Annotated in this window: 20 protein-coding genes and 5 tRNA genes; 16 read left to right on the plus strand and 9 right to left on the minus strand. The window is 67.6% G+C overall.

Features of this window, described 5'->3' with window-relative positions; genetic code table 11:
- Positions 1–48 precede the first annotated feature (48 nt).
- Both ACZ6Z4_RS18840 and ACZ6Z4_RS18845 read right to left on the minus strand, forming a co-directional pair.
- Positions 49–729, minus strand: a complete 681-nt coding sequence (locus ACZ6Z4_RS18840; RefSeq protein ID WP_465565526.1) for an HAD family hydrolase — start codon at positions 727–729, stop codon at positions 49–51.
- A gap of 19 nt (positions 730–748) precedes the next feature.
- On the minus strand, positions 749–1,123 hold the full coding sequence (locus ACZ6Z4_RS18845) for a nuclear transport factor 2 family protein (RefSeq protein WP_465565529.1): 375 nt from the start codon (positions 1,121–1,123) through the stop codon (positions 749–751).
- Positions 1,124–1,179: 56 nt separating this feature from the next.
- Between ACZ6Z4_RS18845 and ACZ6Z4_RS18850 the strand changes: the two genes are divergently transcribed.
- Positions 1,180–2,010, plus strand: coding sequence for an alpha/beta fold hydrolase (locus tag ACZ6Z4_RS18850; RefSeq protein ID WP_465565532.1), 831 nt, complete (start codon positions 1,180–1,182; stop codon positions 2,008–2,010).
- On the opposite strand, the gene ACZ6Z4_RS18855 is transcribed toward ACZ6Z4_RS18850, so the two are convergent.
- Together ACZ6Z4_RS18855 and ACZ6Z4_RS18860 are read right to left on the minus strand one after the other, a co-directional pair.
- Positions 2,000–2,785 carry an alpha/beta fold hydrolase gene (locus ACZ6Z4_RS18855; RefSeq protein ID WP_465565535.1) on the minus strand — a complete coding sequence of 262 codons (786 nt, stop codon included), beginning with the start codon at positions 2,783–2,785 and terminating at the stop codon, positions 2,000–2,002. The two genes, ACZ6Z4_RS18850 and ACZ6Z4_RS18855, sit on opposite strands and share 11 nt — an antisense overlap.
- Positions 2,785–3,579 (minus strand): LLM class flavin-dependent oxidoreductase, encoded by a 795-nt coding sequence (locus tag ACZ6Z4_RS18860; protein ID WP_465565539.1) that lies wholly within the window; start codon positions 3,577–3,579, stop codon positions 2,785–2,787. Before ACZ6Z4_RS18860 ends, ACZ6Z4_RS18855 begins: the two co-directional genes overlap by 1 nt.
- Before the next feature lie 85 nt (positions 3,580–3,664).
- On the opposite strand from ACZ6Z4_RS18860, the gene ACZ6Z4_RS18865 reads away from it, so the two are divergent.
- Entirely contained in the window at positions 3,665–4,540 is an 876-nt protein-coding gene (locus ACZ6Z4_RS18865) for a LysR family transcriptional regulator (protein WP_465565541.1), read from the plus strand.
- A gap of 17 nt (positions 4,541–4,557) precedes the next feature.
- A complete protein-coding gene (locus tag ACZ6Z4_RS18870) occupies positions 4,558–4,845 on the plus strand; it encodes a DUF1905 domain-containing protein (RefSeq protein WP_465565544.1) in 288 nt (95 codons plus the stop codon).
- An 11-nt stretch (positions 4,846–4,856) separates the two neighbouring features.
- On the opposite strand, the gene ACZ6Z4_RS18875 is transcribed toward ACZ6Z4_RS18870, so the two are convergent.
- Entirely contained in the window at positions 4,857–5,525 is a 669-nt protein-coding gene (locus tag ACZ6Z4_RS18875) for a hypothetical protein (RefSeq protein ID WP_465565547.1), read from the minus strand.
- Between the two features lie 106 nt (positions 5,526–5,631).
- Here ACZ6Z4_RS18875 and ACZ6Z4_RS18880 point away from each other — a divergent pair, with 106 nt between their 5' ends.
- From ACZ6Z4_RS18880 to ACZ6Z4_RS18895, 4 genes are all read left to right on the plus strand, one after another.
- On the plus strand, positions 5,632–6,567 hold the full coding sequence (locus ACZ6Z4_RS18880; protein WP_465565550.1) for a DMT family transporter: 936 nt from the start codon (positions 5,632–5,634) through the stop codon (positions 6,565–6,567).
- Positions 6,568–6,577: 10 nt separating this feature from the next.
- Positions 6,578–7,321 (plus strand): MBL fold metallo-hydrolase, encoded by a 744-nt coding sequence (locus ACZ6Z4_RS18885; RefSeq protein WP_465565553.1) that lies wholly within the window; start codon positions 6,578–6,580, stop codon positions 7,319–7,321.
- 82 nt (positions 7,322–7,403) lie between these two features.
- On the plus strand, positions 7,404–8,030 hold the full coding sequence (locus tag ACZ6Z4_RS18890) for a hypothetical protein (RefSeq protein ID WP_465565556.1): 627 nt from the start codon (positions 7,404–7,406) through the stop codon (positions 8,028–8,030).
- Positions 8,031–8,259: 229 nt separating this feature from the next.
- Positions 8,260–10,467 (plus strand): M4 family metallopeptidase, encoded by a 2,208-nt coding sequence (locus tag ACZ6Z4_RS18895; RefSeq protein WP_465565559.1) that lies wholly within the window; start codon positions 8,260–8,262, stop codon positions 10,465–10,467.
- Between the two features lie 71 nt (positions 10,468–10,538).
- Here ACZ6Z4_RS18895 and ACZ6Z4_RS18900 read toward each other — a convergent pair whose 3' ends face one another.
- The gene (locus ACZ6Z4_RS18900) at positions 10,539–11,519 is read right to left on the minus strand and encodes a helix-turn-helix transcriptional regulator (protein ID WP_465565562.1); all 981 of its coding nucleotides are present in this window, start codon (positions 11,517–11,519) and stop codon (positions 10,539–10,541) included.
- 683 nt (positions 11,520–12,202) lie between these two features.
- On the opposite strand from ACZ6Z4_RS18900, the gene ACZ6Z4_RS18905 reads away from it, so the two are divergent.
- Positions 12,203–12,700: a hypothetical protein gene (locus tag ACZ6Z4_RS18905; protein WP_465565565.1), complete on the plus strand. Its 498-nt coding sequence runs from the start codon at positions 12,203–12,205 to the stop codon at positions 12,698–12,700.
- 503 nt (positions 12,701–13,203) lie between these two features.
- Here the strand turns inward: ACZ6Z4_RS18905 and ACZ6Z4_RS18910 are convergent.
- A complete protein-coding gene (locus ACZ6Z4_RS18910) occupies positions 13,204–14,154 on the minus strand; it encodes a hypothetical protein (protein WP_465565568.1) in 951 nt (316 codons plus the stop codon).
- Positions 14,155–14,378: 224 nt separating this feature from the next.
- On the opposite strand from ACZ6Z4_RS18910, the gene ACZ6Z4_RS18915 reads away from it, so the two are divergent.
- The 3 genes from ACZ6Z4_RS18915 (at position 14,379) to ACZ6Z4_RS18925 (ending at position 17,219) form a co-directional block, all read left to right on the plus strand.
- Positions 14,379–14,975 carry a tyrosine-type recombinase/integrase gene (locus ACZ6Z4_RS18915; protein WP_465565571.1) on the plus strand — a complete coding sequence of 199 codons (597 nt, stop codon included), beginning with the start codon at positions 14,379–14,381 and terminating at the stop codon, positions 14,973–14,975.
- Positions 14,976–15,226: 251 nt separating this feature from the next.
- Positions 15,227–15,856, plus strand: coding sequence for an NYN domain-containing protein (locus ACZ6Z4_RS18920; RefSeq protein ID WP_465565574.1), 630 nt, complete (start codon positions 15,227–15,229; stop codon positions 15,854–15,856).
- Positions 15,857–16,208: 352 nt separating this feature from the next.
- Positions 16,209–17,219, plus strand: coding sequence for a tyrosine-type recombinase/integrase (locus ACZ6Z4_RS18925; RefSeq protein ID WP_465565577.1), 1,011 nt, complete (start codon positions 16,209–16,211; stop codon positions 17,217–17,219).
- Positions 17,220–17,233: 14 nt separating this feature from the next.
- Here the strand turns inward: ACZ6Z4_RS18925 and ACZ6Z4_RS18930 are convergent.
- Together ACZ6Z4_RS18930 and ACZ6Z4_RS18935 are read right to left on the minus strand one after the other, a co-directional pair.
- Positions 17,234–17,309 (minus strand) — tRNA-Thr (locus tag ACZ6Z4_RS18930).
- On the minus strand, positions 17,300–18,157 hold the full coding sequence (locus ACZ6Z4_RS18935) for an SDR family oxidoreductase (RefSeq protein WP_465565580.1): 858 nt from the start codon (positions 18,155–18,157) through the stop codon (positions 17,300–17,302). Before ACZ6Z4_RS18935 ends, ACZ6Z4_RS18930 begins: the two co-directional genes overlap by 10 nt.
- A 364-nt stretch (positions 18,158–18,521) precedes the next feature.
- Here ACZ6Z4_RS18935 and ACZ6Z4_RS18940 point away from each other — a divergent pair.
- The 5 genes from ACZ6Z4_RS18940 (at position 18,522) to ACZ6Z4_RS18960 (ending at position 19,395) form a co-directional block, all read left to right on the plus strand.
- Positions 18,522–18,597: transfer RNA gene (locus ACZ6Z4_RS18940), tRNA-Pro, on the plus strand.
- A gap of 44 nt (positions 18,598–18,641) precedes the next feature.
- A tRNA-Arg gene (locus tag ACZ6Z4_RS18945) sits at positions 18,642–18,715 on the plus strand.
- A 2-nt stretch (positions 18,716–18,717) separates the two neighbouring features.
- Positions 18,718–18,794, plus strand: a tRNA-His gene (locus ACZ6Z4_RS18950).
- 22 nt (positions 18,795–18,816) lie between these two features.
- Positions 18,817–18,890: transfer RNA gene (locus ACZ6Z4_RS18955), tRNA-Leu, on the plus strand.
- Positions 18,891–18,948: 58 nt separating this feature from the next.
- Positions 18,949–19,395: an HNH endonuclease gene (locus ACZ6Z4_RS18960; RefSeq protein ID WP_363671624.1), complete on the plus strand. Its 447-nt coding sequence runs from the start codon at positions 18,949–18,951 to the stop codon at positions 19,393–19,395.
- Positions 19,396–19,539 lie beyond the last annotated feature (144 nt).

The raw sequence follows: 19,539 nt of genomic DNA on the forward strand, positions 1-19,539 counted from the left end.
GACCCAGTGCTCGAGCTAGCCAGGCGCTCCGGCTGACCAAGCGGTCGGCTAGCCGACCGCCCGCAGCGCCGCCGCCAGCCGTCCCATGTCATCGGTGATCGCATCAGCCCCCGCCTCAGCCAGCTGAGCACCCCGCTCGGCCGACCTCGCGTACCCCACCGACCGCGCCCCGACCCGGCGCCCGAACTCGATGTCACTCACCGAGTCCCCCACCATCAAGCAGCTCTCCGCCGGCACGTTCAGCTCGCTCAGCACCCCGTCGAGCAACGCCGGATTCGGCTTCATCAACCCGGGCTGCCCGAACGGCCGCCCGACGACCCCCGCGACCCGATCCTGCAACCCGGCCCGCTCCAGCCACTGCACGATCGACGGCTCGCAATTGTTGCTCACCACAACCACCGGCCGCCCGGTCTCCGCGCAGGCCTCGAGAAACTCCACCACCCCAGCCGTCACCGGCGCCGTACCAGCGGCCTCGATCTCCCCCGCGACGGACGCCCGCTCGACATCCTCGACCACGCCCGGCGCGTAGGCCGCCGCGAACTCCAGCACCACCAGATGCTCGGCAGTACGCCGTACGTCGTCCGGCAGCTCCACCCCAGCCCGCACCAGCGGCTCCCGCGCCGCATCCCCGATCCCGCTCGCACTCCCACGCGGGAACAGATCCGCCACCGGCCCGTCGAAGTCGAGCAGCACCACCCGGCTCCCCCGCAACATCTCCGCAACCGTCACGGCTGAAGTCTCACAGACCTCACTCCACTCCCGTCGCCTGGGACCACCTCACTTGCCACTGACCGTTCACATCGACCCGGTAGACATCCAGGTGCCAAGCCGACAACTGCGCCACCGGATTGGCGTCGACGGAGATCTCGATCGCCGACCGGTACTTCACCACCCCGAGCCCGCCGTCCAGCATCACCTCGATCTCCGACACCGCCTCGAACCGCCGGTAGTCGATGAACCCGCTGGCGATCCCCCCGAGGTACTCCTCCTTCGACCACCCCAACCCACTCGGCGTGACGATCCGGAAATCCTCAGCGTGCAAGGGATCGGCGACCACCCGATCGCCCGCCACCAACGCCCGCAACCGCGTCCGCTCGATCTCCCGCAATCCCTCAGCGTCCATCCCGCCAACCTAATGCCCAGTTGCCGCACCGGCCTCCCTCTGCCAAGGTCACCCGCATGCCCACCTTCACGTCGTACGACGGAACCGAGCTCGCCTACCACCTGATCGGCGACGGCGACCCCGTCGTCTGCCTCCCCGGCGGGCCGATGCAGGCGTCGGTCTACCTCGGCGATCTCGGCGGGCTCCCGCGGCAGCTGATCATGCTCGACCTGCGCGGCACCGGCGACTCCGCGATCCCCGCCGACGCCACGTCGTACGAGTGTCAGCGGCAGGTCGCCGACGTCGAAGCTCTCCGCGAGCACCTCGGCCTCGACCAGCTCGACCTGCTCGCGCACTCCGCCGGCACCAACCTCGCCGCGCTCTACCTCACCGAGCACCCCGACCGCGTCCGCCGGTACGCCGCGATCTCGCCGAGCGCGTTCGCCGTCGGCCTGACGATCACCGCCGAGCAGCGCCTCGCAACCGCTCACCGGCGCGCTGATGAACCGTGGTTCGCCGAGGCCTACGCCGCGCTCGAGCAGATCACCGGCGGGACCTTCACCGACGAGCTCTGGCAGCGGATCCGCCCGTTCTCGCACGGCCGCTGGGACGCCGCCGCGCAGGCTCTCGACGCCGCGACCCCCGCCCAGCAGAACGCGGAAGCCGCCGCGATCTACGCCTCGGCGCTGACTCCCGACAAGACCCGCCTGGCCCTCGCGGCGTTCGCCGAACCGGTCCTCATCCTCTCCGGCCAGACCGACGTGGGCACTCCGCCGGCCGTCGCCTCGGCGTACGCCGAGCTCTTCCCGCACGCGACGCTCACCGTCCAGCCCGCCTCGGGCCACTTCCCCTGGCTCGACGACGCCGTCGCCTTCCGCGCGGCCGTCAGCGACTTCTTCAGCCGGTAACCGCAGCAACGAACTCCGGCCACACCCGCCGCGGCACCTCGTGCCCGGTGTCGGGCAGCACCACCAGCCGAGCCCCCGGTACGGCGTCGCGCAGCGCCTCGCCGTGCGCGAGCGGGAACACCGGATCGCGATCCCCGTGCACCACCACGGTCGGCGCCACGATGTCGCCGAACCCGCCGTTCCGCGGCCCGTCGAACTCGATCAGGAAGTGGTTCGCCGCCGACGCCGGGCTCAGGGCCCGCGCGAAGTCCTCCGCGATCAGCGCGCGGGTCTCCGCCTCGTCCTCGAGCCGCCCACCGGCGTACGCGCGCAGCACGGCGACCACCTCGTCCACCGGGTCGTCGTACGACGCCCTGTCGGTGAACGCGGGCTCCATCGGCGGCAGCTCGTCGTCACCCGTCGTCGTTGCCACGAACGTCAACCCCGTGACTCGATCCGGGTGGTCCACGGCCAGGATCAGCGCGATCGCGCCGCTCATCGACCGGCCGACGACATGCGCCCGATCGATGCCCAGGGCATCGAGAATCACGACCGCGTCATCCGCGAGATCCGACAGCTTGTACACCGGCTCGCCCGGCGGGTAGTACGTCGACAGCCCGGTGTCGCGTTGGTCGTACCGGATCACGAACCGGCCCTCCGCGGCGAGCAGCTCGCACAGCTCACGCTCCCACCCGAGCATCGACGCGCACGCGCCGTGCACGAGCAGCAGCGCCGGATCCGTCGCCGCCCCGAAGGTCTCGACGCAGAGATTCACCCCGTTGCTCTGGACAAACATCAGTTCGGCCCTTCCCGCAGCACCCCGCGCACTTGGTCGACCGTGACCGAGGCCGGGTCGAACGAGCGGAGCAGCCAGGTCGCTCCCGCGCGCTCGTACGGCGTACCGTCCTGGCCCGGTTCGAGCTCGGCCGCGTAGTCGTACGGCTTCTCCTGGTTGCGCAGGGCATCGACCTGCGCGACCGCCTCGGCGAACTCGTCGGGCGAGGTCAGGTTGACCGGGAAGAACCCGTCGAGCCGCGCGGCCCGGCGGAGCGGACGCTTGCTACCCGGGAAACCCGCGGCCCAGACCGGGATCCGGCGTACCGGTGTCGGCAGGAACTGGATCGCGTCGACCGTGTAGTGCTCGCCGTGATGCTCGACGACCTCGCCCGACCAGGCGGCGTCGAGGATCGCGAGCGACTCGTCGAGCATCTGCCCGCGGATCTTGTCGTCGCACTCCTCACCGGTCCGCGAGAACTCACCCGCGAACCGGTCGCTACCGAGCCCGACGCCGAGCGTGAACCGGCCGCCGCTCAGTTGGTCGAGCGTCGCGGTCTCCCGTGCCAGCTTGACCGGCCGGCGCCGGGTGATCGCGCTGACCATCGGCCCGAACCGGAGCCGCTCTGTCGCGGTGGCGATCGCCGCCATCGTGATCCACGGATCCGCGACCGCCCGGACCGGCTCACGCCAGCGCAGGTGGTCCCACACGTACAGGCCGTCCCAGCCGGCCTCCTCGGCCTCGGCCGCGATCCGCGCGACCACCAGGGGGTCGGCCAACTCGTCGAACAACGGGAACCACAGTGCTTTCTTCATGGCTCCGACGCTAAGGGCGGTCATAGCAGTACGAAAAGCGATGAATTCCGATCATGCTGATCAGTTCTGCTGATAGTTTGGTCATGTGCTGGACCTGCGCCATCTGCGGACCCTCGACGCCGTCGCGCTCGAGGGCACTTTCGGCCGCGCCGCGACCCGCCTCGGCTACACCCAGTCGGCGGTCAGCCAGCAGATCGCGGCGCTGGAGAAGGCGGTCGGGGGCGCGCTGTTCGACCGGCCCGGCGGGCCGAAGCCGGTCCGGCTGACGCCGCTCGGCGACGTCGTACTGGCGCATGCTCGCGACCTGATCAGCCGAGCTGCCGCGACCGTCGACGCGGTCGAACGCTTCAAGGCCGGCGACGGGCGGGTCGACGTCGGAACCTTCCAGAGCGTCACCAACCGCCTGCTCCCGACGGTGATCAGCCGCCTGCGCGAGACCCACCCGGCCGCCGACATCCGCCTGTCCGAGGACGAGACCGACCGCCCCCGGATCGGCGACCTCGACCTGCTCTTCTTCGACGGCCCGATCCCCGACGACGTCGAGCAGGCCCTGCTCCTGTCCGACCCGTACGTCGTGGTCGCCCGCCGCAACACGTTCCCCGCCGGCCCGTTGCCGCTGGCTGCTCTCGACGGCGTACCGATGGTCGCCCAGCCACCGATCTGCGACCAGGCCCGCGTCGAACGCATCTACGCCGAGGCCGGTGTCGCTCCCCTGATCGTCTTCCGCACCGCCGACAACCAGGGCGTCACCGCGATGGTCCGCGCCGGCCTGGGCATCGCCGTGATGCCTCAGCTCTCCCTGGACCTCGCCGCCGACGACCCGGACCTCACCACCCACCCCGTCCCCCTGTCCCCACGAGAGATCTGGCTCGCCTGGCCCGCCCACAAGACCCTCTCCCCACTGGCCCAGCTCTTCCGCACCCTCACCACGACGCTCGCCGCCGAGCTCGACCCCGGCTGATTCCGTATCCTGCCGCCATGGACGTCACCTTCACCGGCGAGATCTTCTACTGGCGCGGCCCGTCCCCCTTCCACTTCGTCGCCGTCCCCGAAGACGAGTCCACCGACATCGAGGCCACGTCCACGACCGTCAGCTACGGCTGGGGCATGATGCCCGTCACCGCCCGCATCGGCGACACCGAATGGACCACCGCCCTGTTCCCCAAGGACGGCAAATACCTCCTCCCGGTGAAGGACGCGATCCGCAAGGCCGAGTCGCTCGAAGAAGGCACGACGGTCACGGCACACCTGCACATCGCACTCTGAAACTCATCCGGTCATCCCGACCAGGGAAGCGCTCGCTTCAGCGCCTCGTACGGCGGATTCATCCCGCGAACCTTCATCACCCGTACGGATCTCAGCCTCGGCAGCTCCGTCAGCGGCGTGTAGTCGAGGTCGTCCACGGCGATCGTGTGCAACAGCACCTCCTCAAGCAGACCGAGCCCTCGCAGAAACCCGATCGACCCCACGTGCGCTGTCCGCGGCGCCTTCCAGTCCCCACCGAGCTCGAGGTCGGTCAGCCGTTCCAGCTGCCCCAGGACCTCGATGTCGCCGACCCGCCGGAACCCTTCGAGCGCCAGCCTTTCCAGCCCGACCAGTGCGCCCAGCCCCTCGACGCTCGTGACGGCGCTAGCGCCGCGCAGCTCCAACTCCCGCAGCTCCGCGAGTCCGCCGAGCACCGACAGGTCCTCGTAGTCGCCCCACTTGACCACCAGCCGCCGCAGTTGCGTCTGCCCCGCCAGCGCCGCGAAGAGCCGCTTCGGCGTCCGCGAGACGAATTCGAGCTCCCGGATCTCGCTCGGGCCGACCTGGAAGAACTCGACCCACTCCGCGACCACCCGCCGGGCCTGGGCCGCCGAGTACGCCGTACCGAGCTGTGTGCACGACACCTTCAGCACCGCCTGCCCGGCGTACTCGCTGACCTCGGTCACCACCGGCACCTTCATCTGCCTACTTCAACTGGTCCACTCCCTGGATGTCCAATCGGTCCTTCAACCCCGGCCGGTTCTCCCCGAGGATGAAGACACCAGCCAACGACCTCAGGAGGCCCCGATGACCATCGGTATCGTGCTCGCGCTCGTCGCCGCCGTCGGGTACGGCGCCTCCGACTTCGTCGGCGGGTTCGGCGCCAAGCGGGTGTCGGCCTGGGCGATCGCGTTCGCCGGGCAGCTTGCCGGCGCGGCGACCATTCTCGTCTTCAGCCTCGTGCTCTCGGGGTCTCCGTCAGCACGCGACTTCCTGTGGGCAGCCCTCGCCGGGCTCGGCGGCGCGTTCGGTACGGCGTTCCTCTACCGCGGCCTGGCCTCCGGGAACATGGGCACCGCCGCCCCGATCTCCGCGGTCGGCGCGGCGATTCTCCCGGTCCTCGTCGGCGTCACTCTCGGCGAACGCCCGACCTCGATCGTCTGGCTCGGCGTACTGGTCGCCCTCCCGGGCATCTGGCTGGTCTCCCGCGAGGCCAGCGACAAGCCCACGCCGTACGCCGGCCAACCACCCGCGCCTTCCGCCGGGCAGCGCCTGCCCACCACGGTCGTCGACCGCCAGACCGCGCCCGGCGCCCGCGGGCGCGTGAGCAACCGCCGGTCCGCGATCATCGACGGCGGTATCGCCGGCCTCGGCTTCGGAATCCTCTTCGTCGGCCTCGCCCAGATCCCGTCCTCCGCCGGCGTCCTCCCGCTCGTCGCCAGCCAGCTGCTCGGCGCGGTCGTCATCGTCGCGATGGCGATCGCCCTCAAACAGCCTTGGCGCGCAAGCATCCGCCGAACGAGCTGGGGCATCGGCGCCGGAGCGATCGGTGCCATCGGCACCTGTTCGTACCTGACCGCCGCGCAGCTCGCCGACCTCGGCGTCACCGCCGTACTGACCTCGCTCTACCCCGCGTTCACGGTGCTGCTCGCCGTACTGGTTCTGAAGGAACGCATCCACCCCACCCAACGCATCGGCCTCGCCACCTGCGGTGCCGCCGTAGTCCTCGTAGCCCTCGGCTGAAGGAGCCATCATGTTGACCGAAGTAGCCGACGGAGTCTGGGTCCGCCAGAGCGAGTGGGTCTGGAGCAACACCACGGTGATCCGCACCGACGACGGCCTCGTCCTCGTCGACCCCGGCATCACCGGCGCGGAGCTCGACACCCTCGCCGACGAGCTCGAAGCCCTCGGCCTCCCCGTCGTCGCCGGGTTCTCCACCCACCCCCACTTCGACCACATGCTCTGGCACCCCCGCCTCGGCGACGCCCCGCGCTACGCGACCGTGACCTGCGCCACCGCAGCCGCCGAAACCCGAGCCGAGAACCAAGCCGCCGCCGTCGAAACCGCCCCCGACATCCCCGTCGACCTGGTCGCCCTCGTCACCCCGCTCCCCGCCGACCACCCCGTCCCCGGCGAGTTGATCGAGCACCAAGCCCACGCCCCCGGCCACGCCGCGCTCCTTCTCCCCACCCAGGGCGTCCTGATCGTCGGCGACATGCTCTCCGACATCCTCGTCCCGATGCTGGACCCGCGAAGCCCGAACCAGCTCCCGGCGTACCACGCAGCCCTCGACGCCCTCACCAAGGCCGCCGACCAGGCCACCGTCCTCATCCCCGGCCACGGCAACATCGCCCGCGCCGACGAGATCCCCACCCGCCTGGCCGCCGACCGCACCTACCTCCACACCCTCACCGAGGGCCCGGCCGACGATCCCCGCCTCCTCGCCCACGACTGGCAGGCCGGCATCCACCAGAACAACCTCACCCAGGCCAGCTAGCCACTGGCAGCAACGTGCCACCAGAGCGCGGCCGGTCCTCGTACGCCGTACTCTCGACCCCGATCCAACTGGGGAGGCCGACGTGAAGCTGCGAGTCGTCACGACGGTCGTACTCCTGACGCTCCTCACCGTCGCCGGCCTGGGGATCGCGATCCTGGTGATGCGCTACGAGAACGGCCAACTGGCCGACCACTGCGCCAAGAAGCTGAACGACTCCCCGCTCCCGTTCGACGGCTCGGACAGGGTCCGCCCGTTCAACGAGAAGGCCCCCGAGTACGCCGGACCTGCGCCGCACCCGGTCTACGTTCCTGGCCCGGGCAACAGATTGACCGACTACAAGCTCCCCGAAGGCTGGGAGGTCGACCCGCGGGGTGACGGGCCGGACGGTAGGTCGCTGACTCAGCCCCAGCTGTACGTCTGCGAGTACGAGCTCTCGCGCGGCCCGACCAGCACCCCCTGCGGCTACTACACCGGCGACGGTTCCGCGGTCACCCTCACGGTCCAGCCGGCCCGCTTCCGGTACGAGGTCCGCGAAGCCCGTACGGCGAAGGTCCTCGGCTCCTTCGAGTTGGCCAGCGCGCCGTTCGACGAGAAGATGTGCCCGGCCAGCGTCTACCACTCCGCGTCGTCGTCACCCGACGCCGAACTGATCCCGGCCGCCGACGACCAGTTCACCGCGGCGCTGACGCCGTACGTCCTCAAACCCTGACGGACTTCCGCGAACGAGATCCGCGGCCCGGGGTGATGTCGTAAATCGGCGCTGCCGATCTCGGTCACGCCGAACGCTTTCCGGCGGTCATCGGCGTGCTCAAACTCGTACCACCCAAGCGCCCCCGCTGCCGAAGATCCTGGCTCGCGGCCCGGCGCAGATCAGGTCAGCGATCACCGACCCCACCCATCAGGTCTGTCGGTCGCCGGCCCCGCCCGAAGGAGCAGTTGTGAATCGAGTCATCAGGCTGACCGCCACCGGCGGTCTTCTCGCCGCCGGGCTGGTGGTGTCGCCCGCCTTCGCCGGCGAGACCCAGCAGGGACCCTCCGGCGCCGTCGCCCACGAGTCGTCGTCGGCCGCCGCCGGCGAGCAGGCGCACGCCCGGGCGAGCGCCTCGGCGCTCGGCCTGACGGCGGGCGAGAAGCTGATCGTCAAGTCGGTGATCGAGGACGCCGACGGCGGCACGCACGTGCGCTACGAGCGGACGCTCGACGGCCTGCGCGTGATCGGCGGGGACCTGGTCACCCACAAGGACGCGAAGGGCACGGTCGAGCAGGTCACCTACAACCGTGGCCGCAAGAGCATCGCCCCCGCGTCGCTGACTCCGAAGGTCTCCAAGGAGTCGGCACGGGCCAAGGGTCTCGCCACCGCGCAGGCGACCAAGGACGAGCGGGCCGCAGGCAACGAACTGGTTGTCCTGGTCACCGATCAGGGCCCGAAGCTGGCGTACGACGTACTGACGACCGGCACCCGCGCCAACCAGGTCCCGACCCGGCTGCACACGTACGTCGACGCCGGCACCGGTGCGGTCCTGATGACCGACGACGAGATCAAGACCGGGACCGGCAACGGTCTCTTCTCCGGCAACGTCAGCATCGAGACGACCGCCAGGTCCGGCGGCGGTTTCGAGATGCGGGACGCGACCGGCAACACGGCCACCGACGTACACAACCAGGGCAACCCGAACACCGGCGAGGGCCCGGACGGCGACATCTTCACCGACGCCGACGACAAGTGGGGCACCGGGACGAACTCCGACCGTGCGTCGGCCGCGGTCGACGCCCTGTACGGCGCGCAGAAGACGTTCGACTACTACAAGACCCAGCTCGGCCGGAACGGCATCTGGAACGACGGCCGCGGGGCCCGGTCGCGGGTCCACTTCGCCAACGCGATGGTGAACGCGTTCTGGGACGGCACCCAGATGTCGTACGGCGACGGCGCGGGCAACGCCGCCCCGCTGACCGAGCTGGACGTCGCCGCGCACGAGATGAGCCACGGGGTCACCGAGAACACCGCGAGTCTCGTCTACTCGGGTGAGGCCGGCGGGCTCAACGAGGCGACCTCCGACATCTTCGGGACCGCGGTCGAGTTCCACGTGAACAACGCCAACGACGTACCGGACTACCTCATCGGCGAAGAGATCGACATCAACGGCAACGGCACGCCGCTGCGCTACATGGACAAGCCGAGCAAGGACGGGGTGTCGAAGGACTGCTGGTCGTCGACGCTGGGCAACCTGGACCCGCACTACTCGTCGGGTCCGCTGAACCACTGGTACTACATGCTGTCGGAGGGTTCCGGCGCCAAGACGATCAACGGGAAGAGCTACAACTCCCCGACCTGCTCGGGCGCCGCGGCGGTGACCGGGATCAGCCACGCGAAGGCCGAGAAGATCTGGTACCGCACGCTGGCGACGTACCTGACGTCGTCGAGCAAGTACTCGAACGCGCGCACCGGCGCGATCAAGTCCGCCAAGGACCTGTACGGCCAGGGATCGGCGGAGTGCCAGGCGGTCGAGAAGGCGTTCACGGCCATCGCGGTCGCGGCGACGACCGAGACCTGCGGCACCGGCAACCCGGAGCCGGGCGCCCCGGCGGTCACCAACCCGGGCGCGCAGACGAGCACGGTCGGGACCGCTGACACGCTGCAGCTCGCGGCGACCGGCGGCAGTACGCCGTACTCGTGGACGGTGACGGGGCTTCCGGCCGGGTTGTCGGTCAACGGTTCGACGGGCCTGATCTCCGGTACGCCGACCGCCGCGGCGACGTCGTCGGTGACGGCGAAGGTCACCGATGCCGCAGGCAAGACCGCGAGCGTGACGTTCTCGTGGGTCGTCTCCACCGGCGGCGGTGGCGGAACCTGCACCGGTGCGCTGAGCTACAACGGCACGCTGACCGCGGGCGGCAGCAAGACGTTCCCCGCGTTCAGCGACAGCGACGCGGGCCAGCTCAAAGTCTGCCTCGACGGACCGAACGGCGCCGACTTCGACGTCTACCTGCAGCAGCAGCTGTACGGCTTCTACTGGGCGAATGTTGCCCAGGGCACCAGCCCGAACCCGGACGAGTCGTTCACCTACAACAACCAGGCGGGCACCTACCGCCTGGTGGTGAAGGCCGACTCGGGCTCCGGAGCGTTCAAGGCGTCCGTGGCGGAGTGACCGTACAACGATCCGCCTGAGTTGCCTGCGGCACCCTTCGAGCGCCTTCGCACTCGGGGGGTGCTGTCGGCTCAGATCCAGTTCCGCCGGCTCGCCTGCACCGCCAACTGGAACCTGCTGTGCGCGCCGAGCACCTCTTCGAGCCGGGCGATCCGCCGTCCGACCGTACGAGCGCTCACGCCCAGATCCCGCGCGATCGCCTCGTCGGTGAGCCCGGCCGCGAGATAGGACAGCAACTGCTGCTCCTCCGCACCCGGCCCACCGTGGAGCGTGTCGACAACCTGCGACTCCACCGACAACGGCACACCCATCTGCCAGAACACGTCGAACAGCCCGATCAAGCGGTCGAGCAGCCCGGACTCGTGAACGATGATGAGCGCCCGCCGCGCCCCGCGCTGACCCGGTACGGAGAACAGCCCCCGCCGGCCGTCGAACAGCATCAGATTGAGCGGCACCTGAGCGAACACCCGCGCCTGCTCCCCAGCCGCGATGCACTGGTGAACAGCCGCAAGCCCCTCGACATCCTCGAGAATCGACACGCCGTACAGCCCGCGAGCCCGCACCCCACGATCCATCGCCGCGAGAAACCCCGGCGCCGTCGTAGGCCGCGGGATCTCCATCCCCGTCTGAGCCTTCCGCGGCGACACCGGCCCGACACACAACCCGTCGACGGTCGACGTCGCGTCGTCCATCAACTTCAGCTCGACGGTCCGGCACCGCGCCTCGTCGGTGATCACCTCAACGAAGTTCAGCCGGTCCCCAGCCTCGTTCCAGATGTCAGCGAACACCCCCGCAATCTGCCGCGTGGCATCAGCAGCCCGCGCATGCTCAGCCGCCACCTGCTCCAACGGAATCCGCGGCGCAGCCGCTTCAACCATCCCATCCCGAACCTCGAGCAGCCCGATCCCGACCAGCACCTCCACTTCCCGAGCGACCACGGCCTCATCCATCCCGACCCGCTCAGCCAACCGCCCCACACTCACCCGCCCACCCGCCACCGCCGCCCGATACAACGGCTCAGCGGCAGCAGAAGGAAAGGGCGCCGGTTCCATCCCGCCGTCATACCACCACCCCCCGGAACGACGGAACCCCCGAGGTCGATGACCTGGGGGTTCTGGGTGGAGCCGCCTGTCGGAATCGAACCGACGACCTTCTCATTACGAGTGCTCATAACCATCGTCCGCCCGGGTTCGCCGAGGTTCGGGATCCCTTACCCGCACGGCGTTGGCCGTGGACGGATGAGGACGGACGACCGCGGACTGCAACGGGGGGCCGCGAGTTTCCCGGCGCTCTTGTACGACTCGGGTGGTGCTTTGCTGCGCGGCGGCACATGCCAGGCGGCATACTCTCTGGGGCCGGGGCATGCTGGCTCTGAGTCGTCTCTGAAGATGTGGGGGTTGGTGCTGTGCCATGGGAGAGGCTATCTGTCAGGAGTGGCGATCAGGAACCGGACGTTCCGTTTGAGTTGATCCCCAACCACCTCGCCGCGCCACTCATGGAACTTTTAAAGGAGCGATTTACATTCAAGACGAGCACGCGCGGTTCCAGTCTTCGCGCTAGCAGCATCGCTCGAATCGCTGTGAAATGCCGAATCACGATCAACGACGCAAGTCATGGGTCGAATACTTTTAGTGAGTTGCGGAAGGCTTGTTACGAAGATAGAAGGACATACCTAAATGTCCTGGATGCAAGCCTGGTTGATGCATCAGATTCTTGGCGAGCGACGGTCCGGAGGATGCTCGCCGAAGGCGGCTTGGCTTGGACTGTTTCCGATACTGGTGTTGCCTTGGAGCGCACTATCGACCCTGTGGCCAAAGAAGCAGCACGCCAGGCGATGGCACCTGCTGACAAGGCTTCCACGGAACTCCGCGAAGCGTGGACTGCTACTTACGGCTTAGCACCAAATCCCTCAGATGTCTGGGATCATGCAATCAAGGCTCTCGAAGAGTTGCTAATTCCTATCGTTACACCCAAGCAAACTGCGGCAACTCTTGGCCACGTAGTAAGTCACTTGGCAACTCAAGGCGCTTTGTGGAGATTCGCCATTCCGGGTGCCGATAAGACTTATAGCGTCGAGCCGTTGGTGCACGTTCTCAGATTGATCTGGCCGAATGCTGATCGTCACGGAGGCGGTTCGGGGCACACTACAGACCTCGCGGAAGCCCAGGCAGTTCTTCATGCCGCGATCACTGTCGCGCAATGGGCGCGAGCCGGAGCCCTGGTTAAGGTTTGACGCTTACGTGTCAACAGGGCGCGGGCAGACCTCCCGCATCGCCCCGAAAGCTGCCGACCTTAGGTTCGGTGCGAGTGCGGGTCAAAGGGCGGGGCTCCCGTAGGCGCCCTTGACGCGTGCCGTGCCGCGCCCTCCCTTCCATGATTGCTATCGGGGCGATGCGGGAGCCCACAGGCAGGCGGGCGGTCGGGGGCAGTCGACACGAGGCGGCAGCCGACCATTCCGGTGAGTCATGTGCACTCAGGGTGCCAGGCGGTTGATGGCGAGTTCTGCTGTCTTCGACTCGCCACCCTGTTGGTACGTGCACTCCAAGCCAAGGGACGCGCCGGGAGCACAGCGAAGCGGAGCAGGAGGCAGGCGTCCCGCCCTGCGGTGGCGGCGCGCTCTCTGGCCCTGAATGGGCCCGTCTTGAAGACGTAGAGAAACTTGGCAGACGACGACCTACAGCCCGAAGTGCGACCTGGTTAGCACCCACGCGGTGAGCAGTACAACGGCGCTTAGTCCTACGGCTTGCTCGTGTGAGGCGGAACTTGCGAGAGCGGGATCGGCTCAGCCCCACAGTTGATGTAGACGCGCATGATGCGGCCGTCGTGCTTCTCCCCGTAGACCTGGTAGTACCCGTCGCCCCAACCGCTCTGGAAGACGACGCCGGCACCGGGGCCCCCGTCCTCGAAGACCAATTCCCCGAAGCCGTCCTCAGAGAGGGTCGCCTCGCAAGCACCGTTGTATGAGTAGTGGAGCTCTTCCGGCGGTGGTTGTACCAGTTCAACGAGGCGTCCGGCCTCGACAAGCGCCTCGAGGGTTTCGCCGTAGGGTTCCAGCGGCTCGTTGTACTTGACCTTGAGCGGGTTCCACGCGACGGTGGCCCCGGTTTGGTTATCACGGTACTTGCGCAGGTTGTCGTACGGCTCATCTTGCCAATGTCCGTCGATGTAGCAGGGGTCCGTGATCATCAGCTGGCCGCTGTCGACGCAGGCCACACCTAGGTACTCCACCTCGATGTCCGGGACCCGGTCCGACCGGTTCTTGAGGTACTCCAGGTAGTCATCGTAGTCGGGGTCGTTGACGTCAGGCACTTCCATCTTCAGGACCGCAAGAAAACCTTTGGTCTGTTCCAGAGTCTGGTTCAGGACGCGTACTTCCTCCTCAACGCGCCCCAGCTCCTGGGTACTGTGCTCCCGATCGCTTGACAACCGCTCGATCTCTTTCTCCCGGATGGAGATCCGGTCGTTCAGGACACGTTCGACTACCTCCGGGCTGCGCTTTTCCTGCTCCTGGGCTTTCTCGCGCCAATAGTCCCTCTGCTGGTTCGCCAGAGCGATCTGAGCATCCTTGGTGGAGACCGTCGCCTTGAGGTTCTCGAAGTACATCTTCCAGACGACCCCGCCAGTGACCAACGCACCGGCGTTCAGGACAACCTGTACCCAGTCAGCCACCGACTTCACAAGCGCCATCGCCTGCTCCCCCTCGCGCAGTCCGCTGTTCGTAGCCCATAGGTGTAGCAGCGGCCAGCGTTCTCACGCCAGCGGACTCGCTGTTGGGGTAGCACAGGCCAGCAGACGACCAGAAAGCCCGCCCAGCACTGTGGGGCTATGGCACTCGGCAACAGCCTCGGCTAGGAGGTGCATGTCCTCGACAACAGCGTTGGCCCCGGAGGCCGCAAGGCGTCCGACTTCCCGTGCCCGCAGCGGCGCGTTGGTGGTCTGGTGTTCCGGCCACCGAAGGGCAAGAGCAAGCGAACAGTTCCGCTGCCTCCCGAGCTAGTGCTCTGCTCCGGTCGCACCGAGTTGCCCAGAACGTTGAGCGGCTCGCGGCCGGATCCGAGTGGGAGGATCGTGACCCCGTGTTCTGTCGGCCGGATGGACGACCGATCGACCCACGCAAGGACTGGACGACTGGAAAGAGTTCTCGCAGTGGCCGGCGTCCGAGAGATGCGCGCGTGCACGACGGAAGGCACACAGCCGCCACGGTGCTGATCGAGCTCGGCGTCCATGTTCGGATCGTGCAGGAGATTCTCGGTCACTCCGACATCCGACTCACGCAGCGATACACACACGTCGCGTCACCGATGGCAGCCCACGCTGCCCAGCAGATGGGGCCGCGCTCTCTGGCGGCGCTACGCCGTGAAAATCGCCGAACTACAACTCGAACTGCAACCGGGCGGGGCGCCCGGTTCACGTCGAACAGTGTTTGCGCAGGTCAGCGCGTACTTCTGGGTGGAGCCGCCTGTCGGAATCGAACCGACGACCTTCTCATTACGAGTCCGCTTCCATGAGCGTCCGCACGCAGACGACCCCCGATCCTGAGCGCTAGTCGTGCCCAGTGGTCGAGGGTCGTTGACGACTGTTCAGGACAGTTCGGGGGCCTCACAGGGGCCTCGCCAATCGAAGTTGCTACCTGCTAGCAACGGCCGCGCCACTCTTCATCACACACGACCCAGCAAGCTCGATTGCACAGAAGACTTGCATGCCAACAGGTTGACACTCTGGGCTAGCGCTTCGGTGATTAATCGGTACCCTCGACTCTGTGCAGATCAACGTCTATATCGATGGCTTCAACCTCTACTACGGCAGCCTCAAAGGGCGGCCCCACAAGTGGTTGGATCTTGAGAAGATGTGCGACCTTTTGCTCCCCAACTTCGATGTGAAGCGAATCCGCTACTTCACTGCACGAGTCAAGGAGAGGGTCGGCGATCCCCAGGCACCGGTGCGGCAGCATGCCTACCTACGCGCGCTGTACACGCAGCCGAAGGTCGAGGTTCACTTCGGTAGCTTTCTCACGAAGCCGACGCGGATGCCGCTCGCTTCGCCGCCGCAGTTTGGCCCGCAGACAGTCGAAGTCATCAAGACTGAGGAAAAGGGCTCAGACGTTAATTTGGCTACATACCTTCTAGTCGATGCGTTCCGAGGCGACGCCGATGCTTTCGCAATCGTCAGCAATGATTCTGACCTCGCTGAACCGATCCGGATCGTTCGTCATGAGCTGAAGAAGGTTGTGGGCATCTTGAACCCCCAGCCGACCGCGAGTCAGATGCTGATGCGATGCAAACCAAATTTCTCGAAGCAGATTCGAGCGGGCGTCTTGGGGGCGAGCCAGTTCCCGGACACCCTCACCGATGCCGTAGGTGCCACCATCACCAAGCCGAGCGACTGGTAAAAAGCAGAAGCCCCACCGAAGTGGGGCCTCGCACCCAGCCACCGAGGCAACTGGGGGTATGCGTACAAGGTAGCTACTGCATGCGCCTGACGCAACACCCCGGGTGTGAAGTGTGTCGCACGCACCCCAGGTTGCCAGATCGCTTTGCGATTCCGCATCAACACTCCGTCCGCAGGTTCCTAGCGTCTTCCCGTCTGCCGTTCAGCCCACGCGTAGCGCGATCAGGAGACGCCAGAGGGGACAAGGTGGAGCGCCCCGCTGGACGACCGACCTTGTCCCCTCTGGCGGGTCCTGATAGGTCCTGACTGGGCTGAGCGGCAGGCGGGAAGACGCACCCCGCAACCTCCGACCTATGCCGGCCGAATCGACCCGTCATCCCGGACTCGTGAGGCCTCTTTCGGCAGTTGCGGCTGAGTGGCTGGAATCGCGGCAGTCGAAGAAGCGTGGGACCTACGAAGCCGAGGCGGCTGATTGGCGACTGCATGTGGGGCCGCGATTCGCCAACATGCCGGTCGCCTCTATCACCACCGCTGAGGTGTCGAACTGGATCGGCAGCATCGTCGCGAAGGGCAGCTCGGCATCCAGCGCGACTCGCTACCTCAACACTCTCCGTTCGATCCTGAAATACGCCGTGGCTGACGGTCGGGTGTCGGTGAACGTTGCTGCTGGGGTCGAAGCTCCGAGCGGCGGCCAAGCTCGGCGCGAAGGTCAGTTCCTCACCGTTCGGCAACTTGAAGACCTGGCCGCTGCTTGCCACGGGCCATATGCGGAGCTGGTGTTGGTGCTCGGCATGGGCGGTCTGCGGTGGGGAGAGCTGGCTGGCCTGCAGGTCGGTGACCTCGTGCACGTGCCGGGCCGTGCGCTGCGACTCCAGCGGGCTGTCCTGTCGAGTGGCGCAGGCGGCGGGCTGTTCGTGGACACGCTCAAGAACAAGCGGGCTAGGACCGTCCCCCTGGTCGAGGACGTGGTGCCGATCATCGACCGCTGGGTAGGCGGCAAGGCTTCCGGTGACTGGCTGTTCAGTGCTCCTCGTGGCGGCCCCCTGAGCGAGTCGAACTGGAAGCGGTCAGTCCGATGGTCGGCCGCCACCAGGGCTCTGGGGCTTCCTGGATTCCGGGTCCATGACCTGCGGCACACCGCTGCATCCGTCTGGATCGGGGCCGGGGCTGACCCGAAGGTCGTTCAGCGCGTCCTCGGGCACGCCACCGCATCAATGACGATGGACCTCTACGGTCACCTGAACGACCAGAACCTCTGGGACGCGGCCAAGAGGGTGACCGAGCACACCGGGGGCCTCTCGGGGGCCTCGAACCCGACTGGGGCCGAAAATACAAAACCCCCTCGGTCGGAGAGTGGCCTCTGACCTGGGGGTTTGTGTGGAGCCGCCTGTCGGAATCGAACCGACGACCTTCTCATTACGAGTGAGACGCTCTGCCGACTGAGCTAAGGCGGCGTGGCCCCATGGGGCCAGGGAAGAGTGTAGCGGGAAGGGTGGGGGGAAGCCGAATCGGTTCCGGGGAGGGTCAGGTCCAGGCGGGGGAGGCTTGTTCGGCGTAGGTTGCGGAAGGGGGTGGCGGGGCGGCCGGTGAGGTGTTCGACGGTGGTGGTGGGGACGGAGTCGCCGAGCTGGAGCTGGTTGAGGAAGAAGTTGAGGGTGTCCTCGGTGGCGCCTGGGGTGGCGAGGTAGGCCTCGGGGGTGCCGTCGAAGGTGATGTCACGATGGGTGACCGAGGAGATGATTTCGCAGGCTTCGGCGAAGGTGAGGGCTTCGGGGCCGGTGACTTCGTACGTCTGGGCGTGGTGGTCGTTGAGGAGGGCCTCCACGGCGACCGCGGCGATGTCGGTGGCGTCCACGAAGGCCTGGCGCTGGTCGGCGAGCGGGAGGGTCAGGTGGCCGGCCTGGATGGCGGGGAGGAAGAAGCCCTCGTCGAAGTTCTGGTTGAACCAGTGGGCTCGGACGACGGTCCAGTTGATGCCGGAGGCCCGGACGGCGGCTTCGGCGGCGAGGAGGCGGGTGTCGCCGATCTCCTCGGGGTGCATGGTGGAGAGGAGGACGAGGCGCTGTACGCCGGCCTCCGCGGCCCGGGCGAGGAAGGCCGGGTCGACCGGTACGCCGTCCGGGGCCATCACGTAGACGGCGCGGACGCCGTCGAGGGCGGGTCCCCAGGTGTCGGGGCGCTCCCAGTCGAAGACGTCGGGGCCGGAGCGGGAGACCGCGCGGACGGAGACGTCGCGGGCGCGGAGCTGGTCGGTGACGCGGCGGCCGGTCGAGCCGGTGGATCCGAGAACGAGAACAGTCATCGGTCCACTCAAGCAGACGGCTCCGACAGTTCGAAAAGAAATACAGCTAATACAATTGACGGACAACGCCGGAGTGGGCCAAGATTGTGCCCGCACGGACAAACACGACGACAACAGCCAGGGAGTACGAAGATGTTCGGGACCAAGCAAGACATGCGGCGGGTGGAGACCCCGTTGGCATGCCTGCGACTCCTGAGCGCGTACTCGCACCCGGCGTACGGCGGCCCGCCTGACTGATCCACGACGGATCGTCGGCAGCCGCCCACCGGGAACCTCCCGGTCAGGGCGGCTTTTTCTTTGCCCCCACATTCCTCCCACGGGCGGAAGCATGCATTCTTGACAATTTCATATGTAAAAAACAATACGAGCTGTGGGCCAGCGGCCAGGCCACCTCATTTGGGATGAGGGAATCGGGAGTTCGAATCTCTCCAGCTCGACCAGGCGCCCGCGGGAAGCTCTGCTACCGGCCGAGCGGGCGCCCCGGACGCCCGTGGCTCAACCGGAGAGAGCACCTGCCTACGAAGCAGGAGGTTGCAGGTTCGAATCCTGCCGGGCGTGCTGTGTCCGAAGCAGAAGCGGGCGATGCACCGGGACGTGACCCCGGAGAAAGCGGGTTCGAGCCCCGCCGGACACCCCAGCACGGCAAGCACCACCGACGCGCGGCTCTGGCCCAATTGGTAGAGGCGTCTGGCTTAGGACCAGAAGGTTCGGGGTTCGAGTCCCTGGAGCCGCACCGATTCACCCGACCCGGCAACCACCGTTCGGGCACACTGGAGGAAGGAGGAACCACCATGAGCGGTGTCATCGTGCTCAACGCTTCGTACGAGCAGCTCCACGTCGTGTCGATCCAGCACGCCATCCGGATGCTCGTCCGGGAGGTCGCGGTCGTCGAGGAAGCGCACGACGGCGCCGGTATCGGTCCGTTCCCCAGGCCCCGCGTGCTCCGGCTGGTCCGGTACGTCGTGACCAAGTGGCGCTACGCGACCGGCCGTTTGCAGTACACCCGGGCCGGCGTGCTGAAGCGCGACAAGTACACCTGCGCGTACTGCGGCAAGACCGGCGCGACCACCATGGACCACGTGGTTCCCCGGTCGCGCGGCGGCCGCGGCGAGTGGCTGAACGCCGTCGCCGCGCACGCGGCGTGCAACGAGAAGAAGGGGTGCCGTACCCCCGAGGAGGCCGGGATGCCGCTGCTGTGGCAGCCCTGGATCCCCTCCCGTGCGGAGATAGCCCTCTGATCTGAGCCCAGCAGCCTGGCGCCCGGTCGGAGCGGTGCCAGGTGGGCGACGGCGTCCCACCCCCGGTTCTGACCCGGGGCCCCGCAGGTTCGAGCCCTGCCCTGGCAGCTGTACGGCGTACGGCCGCTCGGCCGGGTGCCGTCC

It is taken from the genome of Kribbella sp. NPDC104740 (assembly GCF_055583505.1).

Bases quoted from the DNA above. Each gene is read 5' to 3' on its own strand.
- ACZ6Z4_RS18845 (WP_465565529.1), bottom strand. From the start codon at position 1,123: ATGGACGCTGAGGGATTGCGGGAGATCGAGCGGACGCGGTTGCGGGCG.
- ACZ6Z4_RS18850 (WP_465565532.1), top strand. From the start codon at position 1,180: ATGCCCACCTTCACGTCGTACGACGGAACCGAGCTCGCCTACCACCTG.
- ACZ6Z4_RS18855 (WP_465565535.1), bottom strand. From the start codon at position 2,785: ATGTTTGTCCAGAGCAACGGGGTGAATCTCTGCGTCGAGACCTTCGGG.
- ACZ6Z4_RS18860 (WP_465565539.1), bottom strand. From the start codon at position 3,579: ATGAAGAAAGCACTGTGGTTCCCGTTGTTCGACGAGTTGGCCGACCCC.
- ACZ6Z4_RS18870 (WP_465565544.1), top strand. From the start codon at position 4,558: ATGGACGTCACCTTCACCGGCGAGATCTTCTACTGGCGCGGCCCGTCC.
- ACZ6Z4_RS18875 (WP_465565547.1), bottom strand. From the start codon at position 5,525: ATGAAGGTGCCGGTGGTGACCGAGGTCAGCGAGTACGCCGGGCAGGCG.
- ACZ6Z4_RS18880 (WP_465565550.1), top strand. From the start codon at position 5,632: ATGACCATCGGTATCGTGCTCGCGCTCGTCGCCGCCGTCGGGTACGGC.
- ACZ6Z4_RS18885 (WP_465565553.1), top strand. From the start codon at position 6,578: ATGTTGACCGAAGTAGCCGACGGAGTCTGGGTCCGCCAGAGCGAGTGG.
- ACZ6Z4_RS18900 (WP_465565562.1), bottom strand. From the start codon at position 11,519: ATGGAACCGGCGCCCTTTCCTTCTGCTGCCGCTGAGCCGTTGTATCGG.
- ACZ6Z4_RS18905 (WP_465565565.1), top strand. From the start codon at position 12,203: ATGCTCGCCGAAGGCGGCTTGGCTTGGACTGTTTCCGATACTGGTGTT.
- ACZ6Z4_RS18910 (WP_465565568.1), bottom strand. From the start codon at position 14,154: ATGGCGCTTGTGAAGTCGGTGGCTGACTGGGTACAGGTTGTCCTGAAC.
- ACZ6Z4_RS18925 (WP_465565577.1), top strand. From the start codon at position 16,209: ATGCCGGCCGAATCGACCCGTCATCCCGGACTCGTGAGGCCTCTTTCG.
- ACZ6Z4_RS18935 (WP_465565580.1), bottom strand. From the start codon at position 18,157: ATGACTGTTCTCGTTCTCGGATCCACCGGCTCGACCGGCCGCCGCGTC.
- ACZ6Z4_RS18960 (WP_363671624.1), top strand. From the start codon at position 18,949: ATGAGCGGTGTCATCGTGCTCAACGCTTCGTACGAGCAGCTCCACGTC.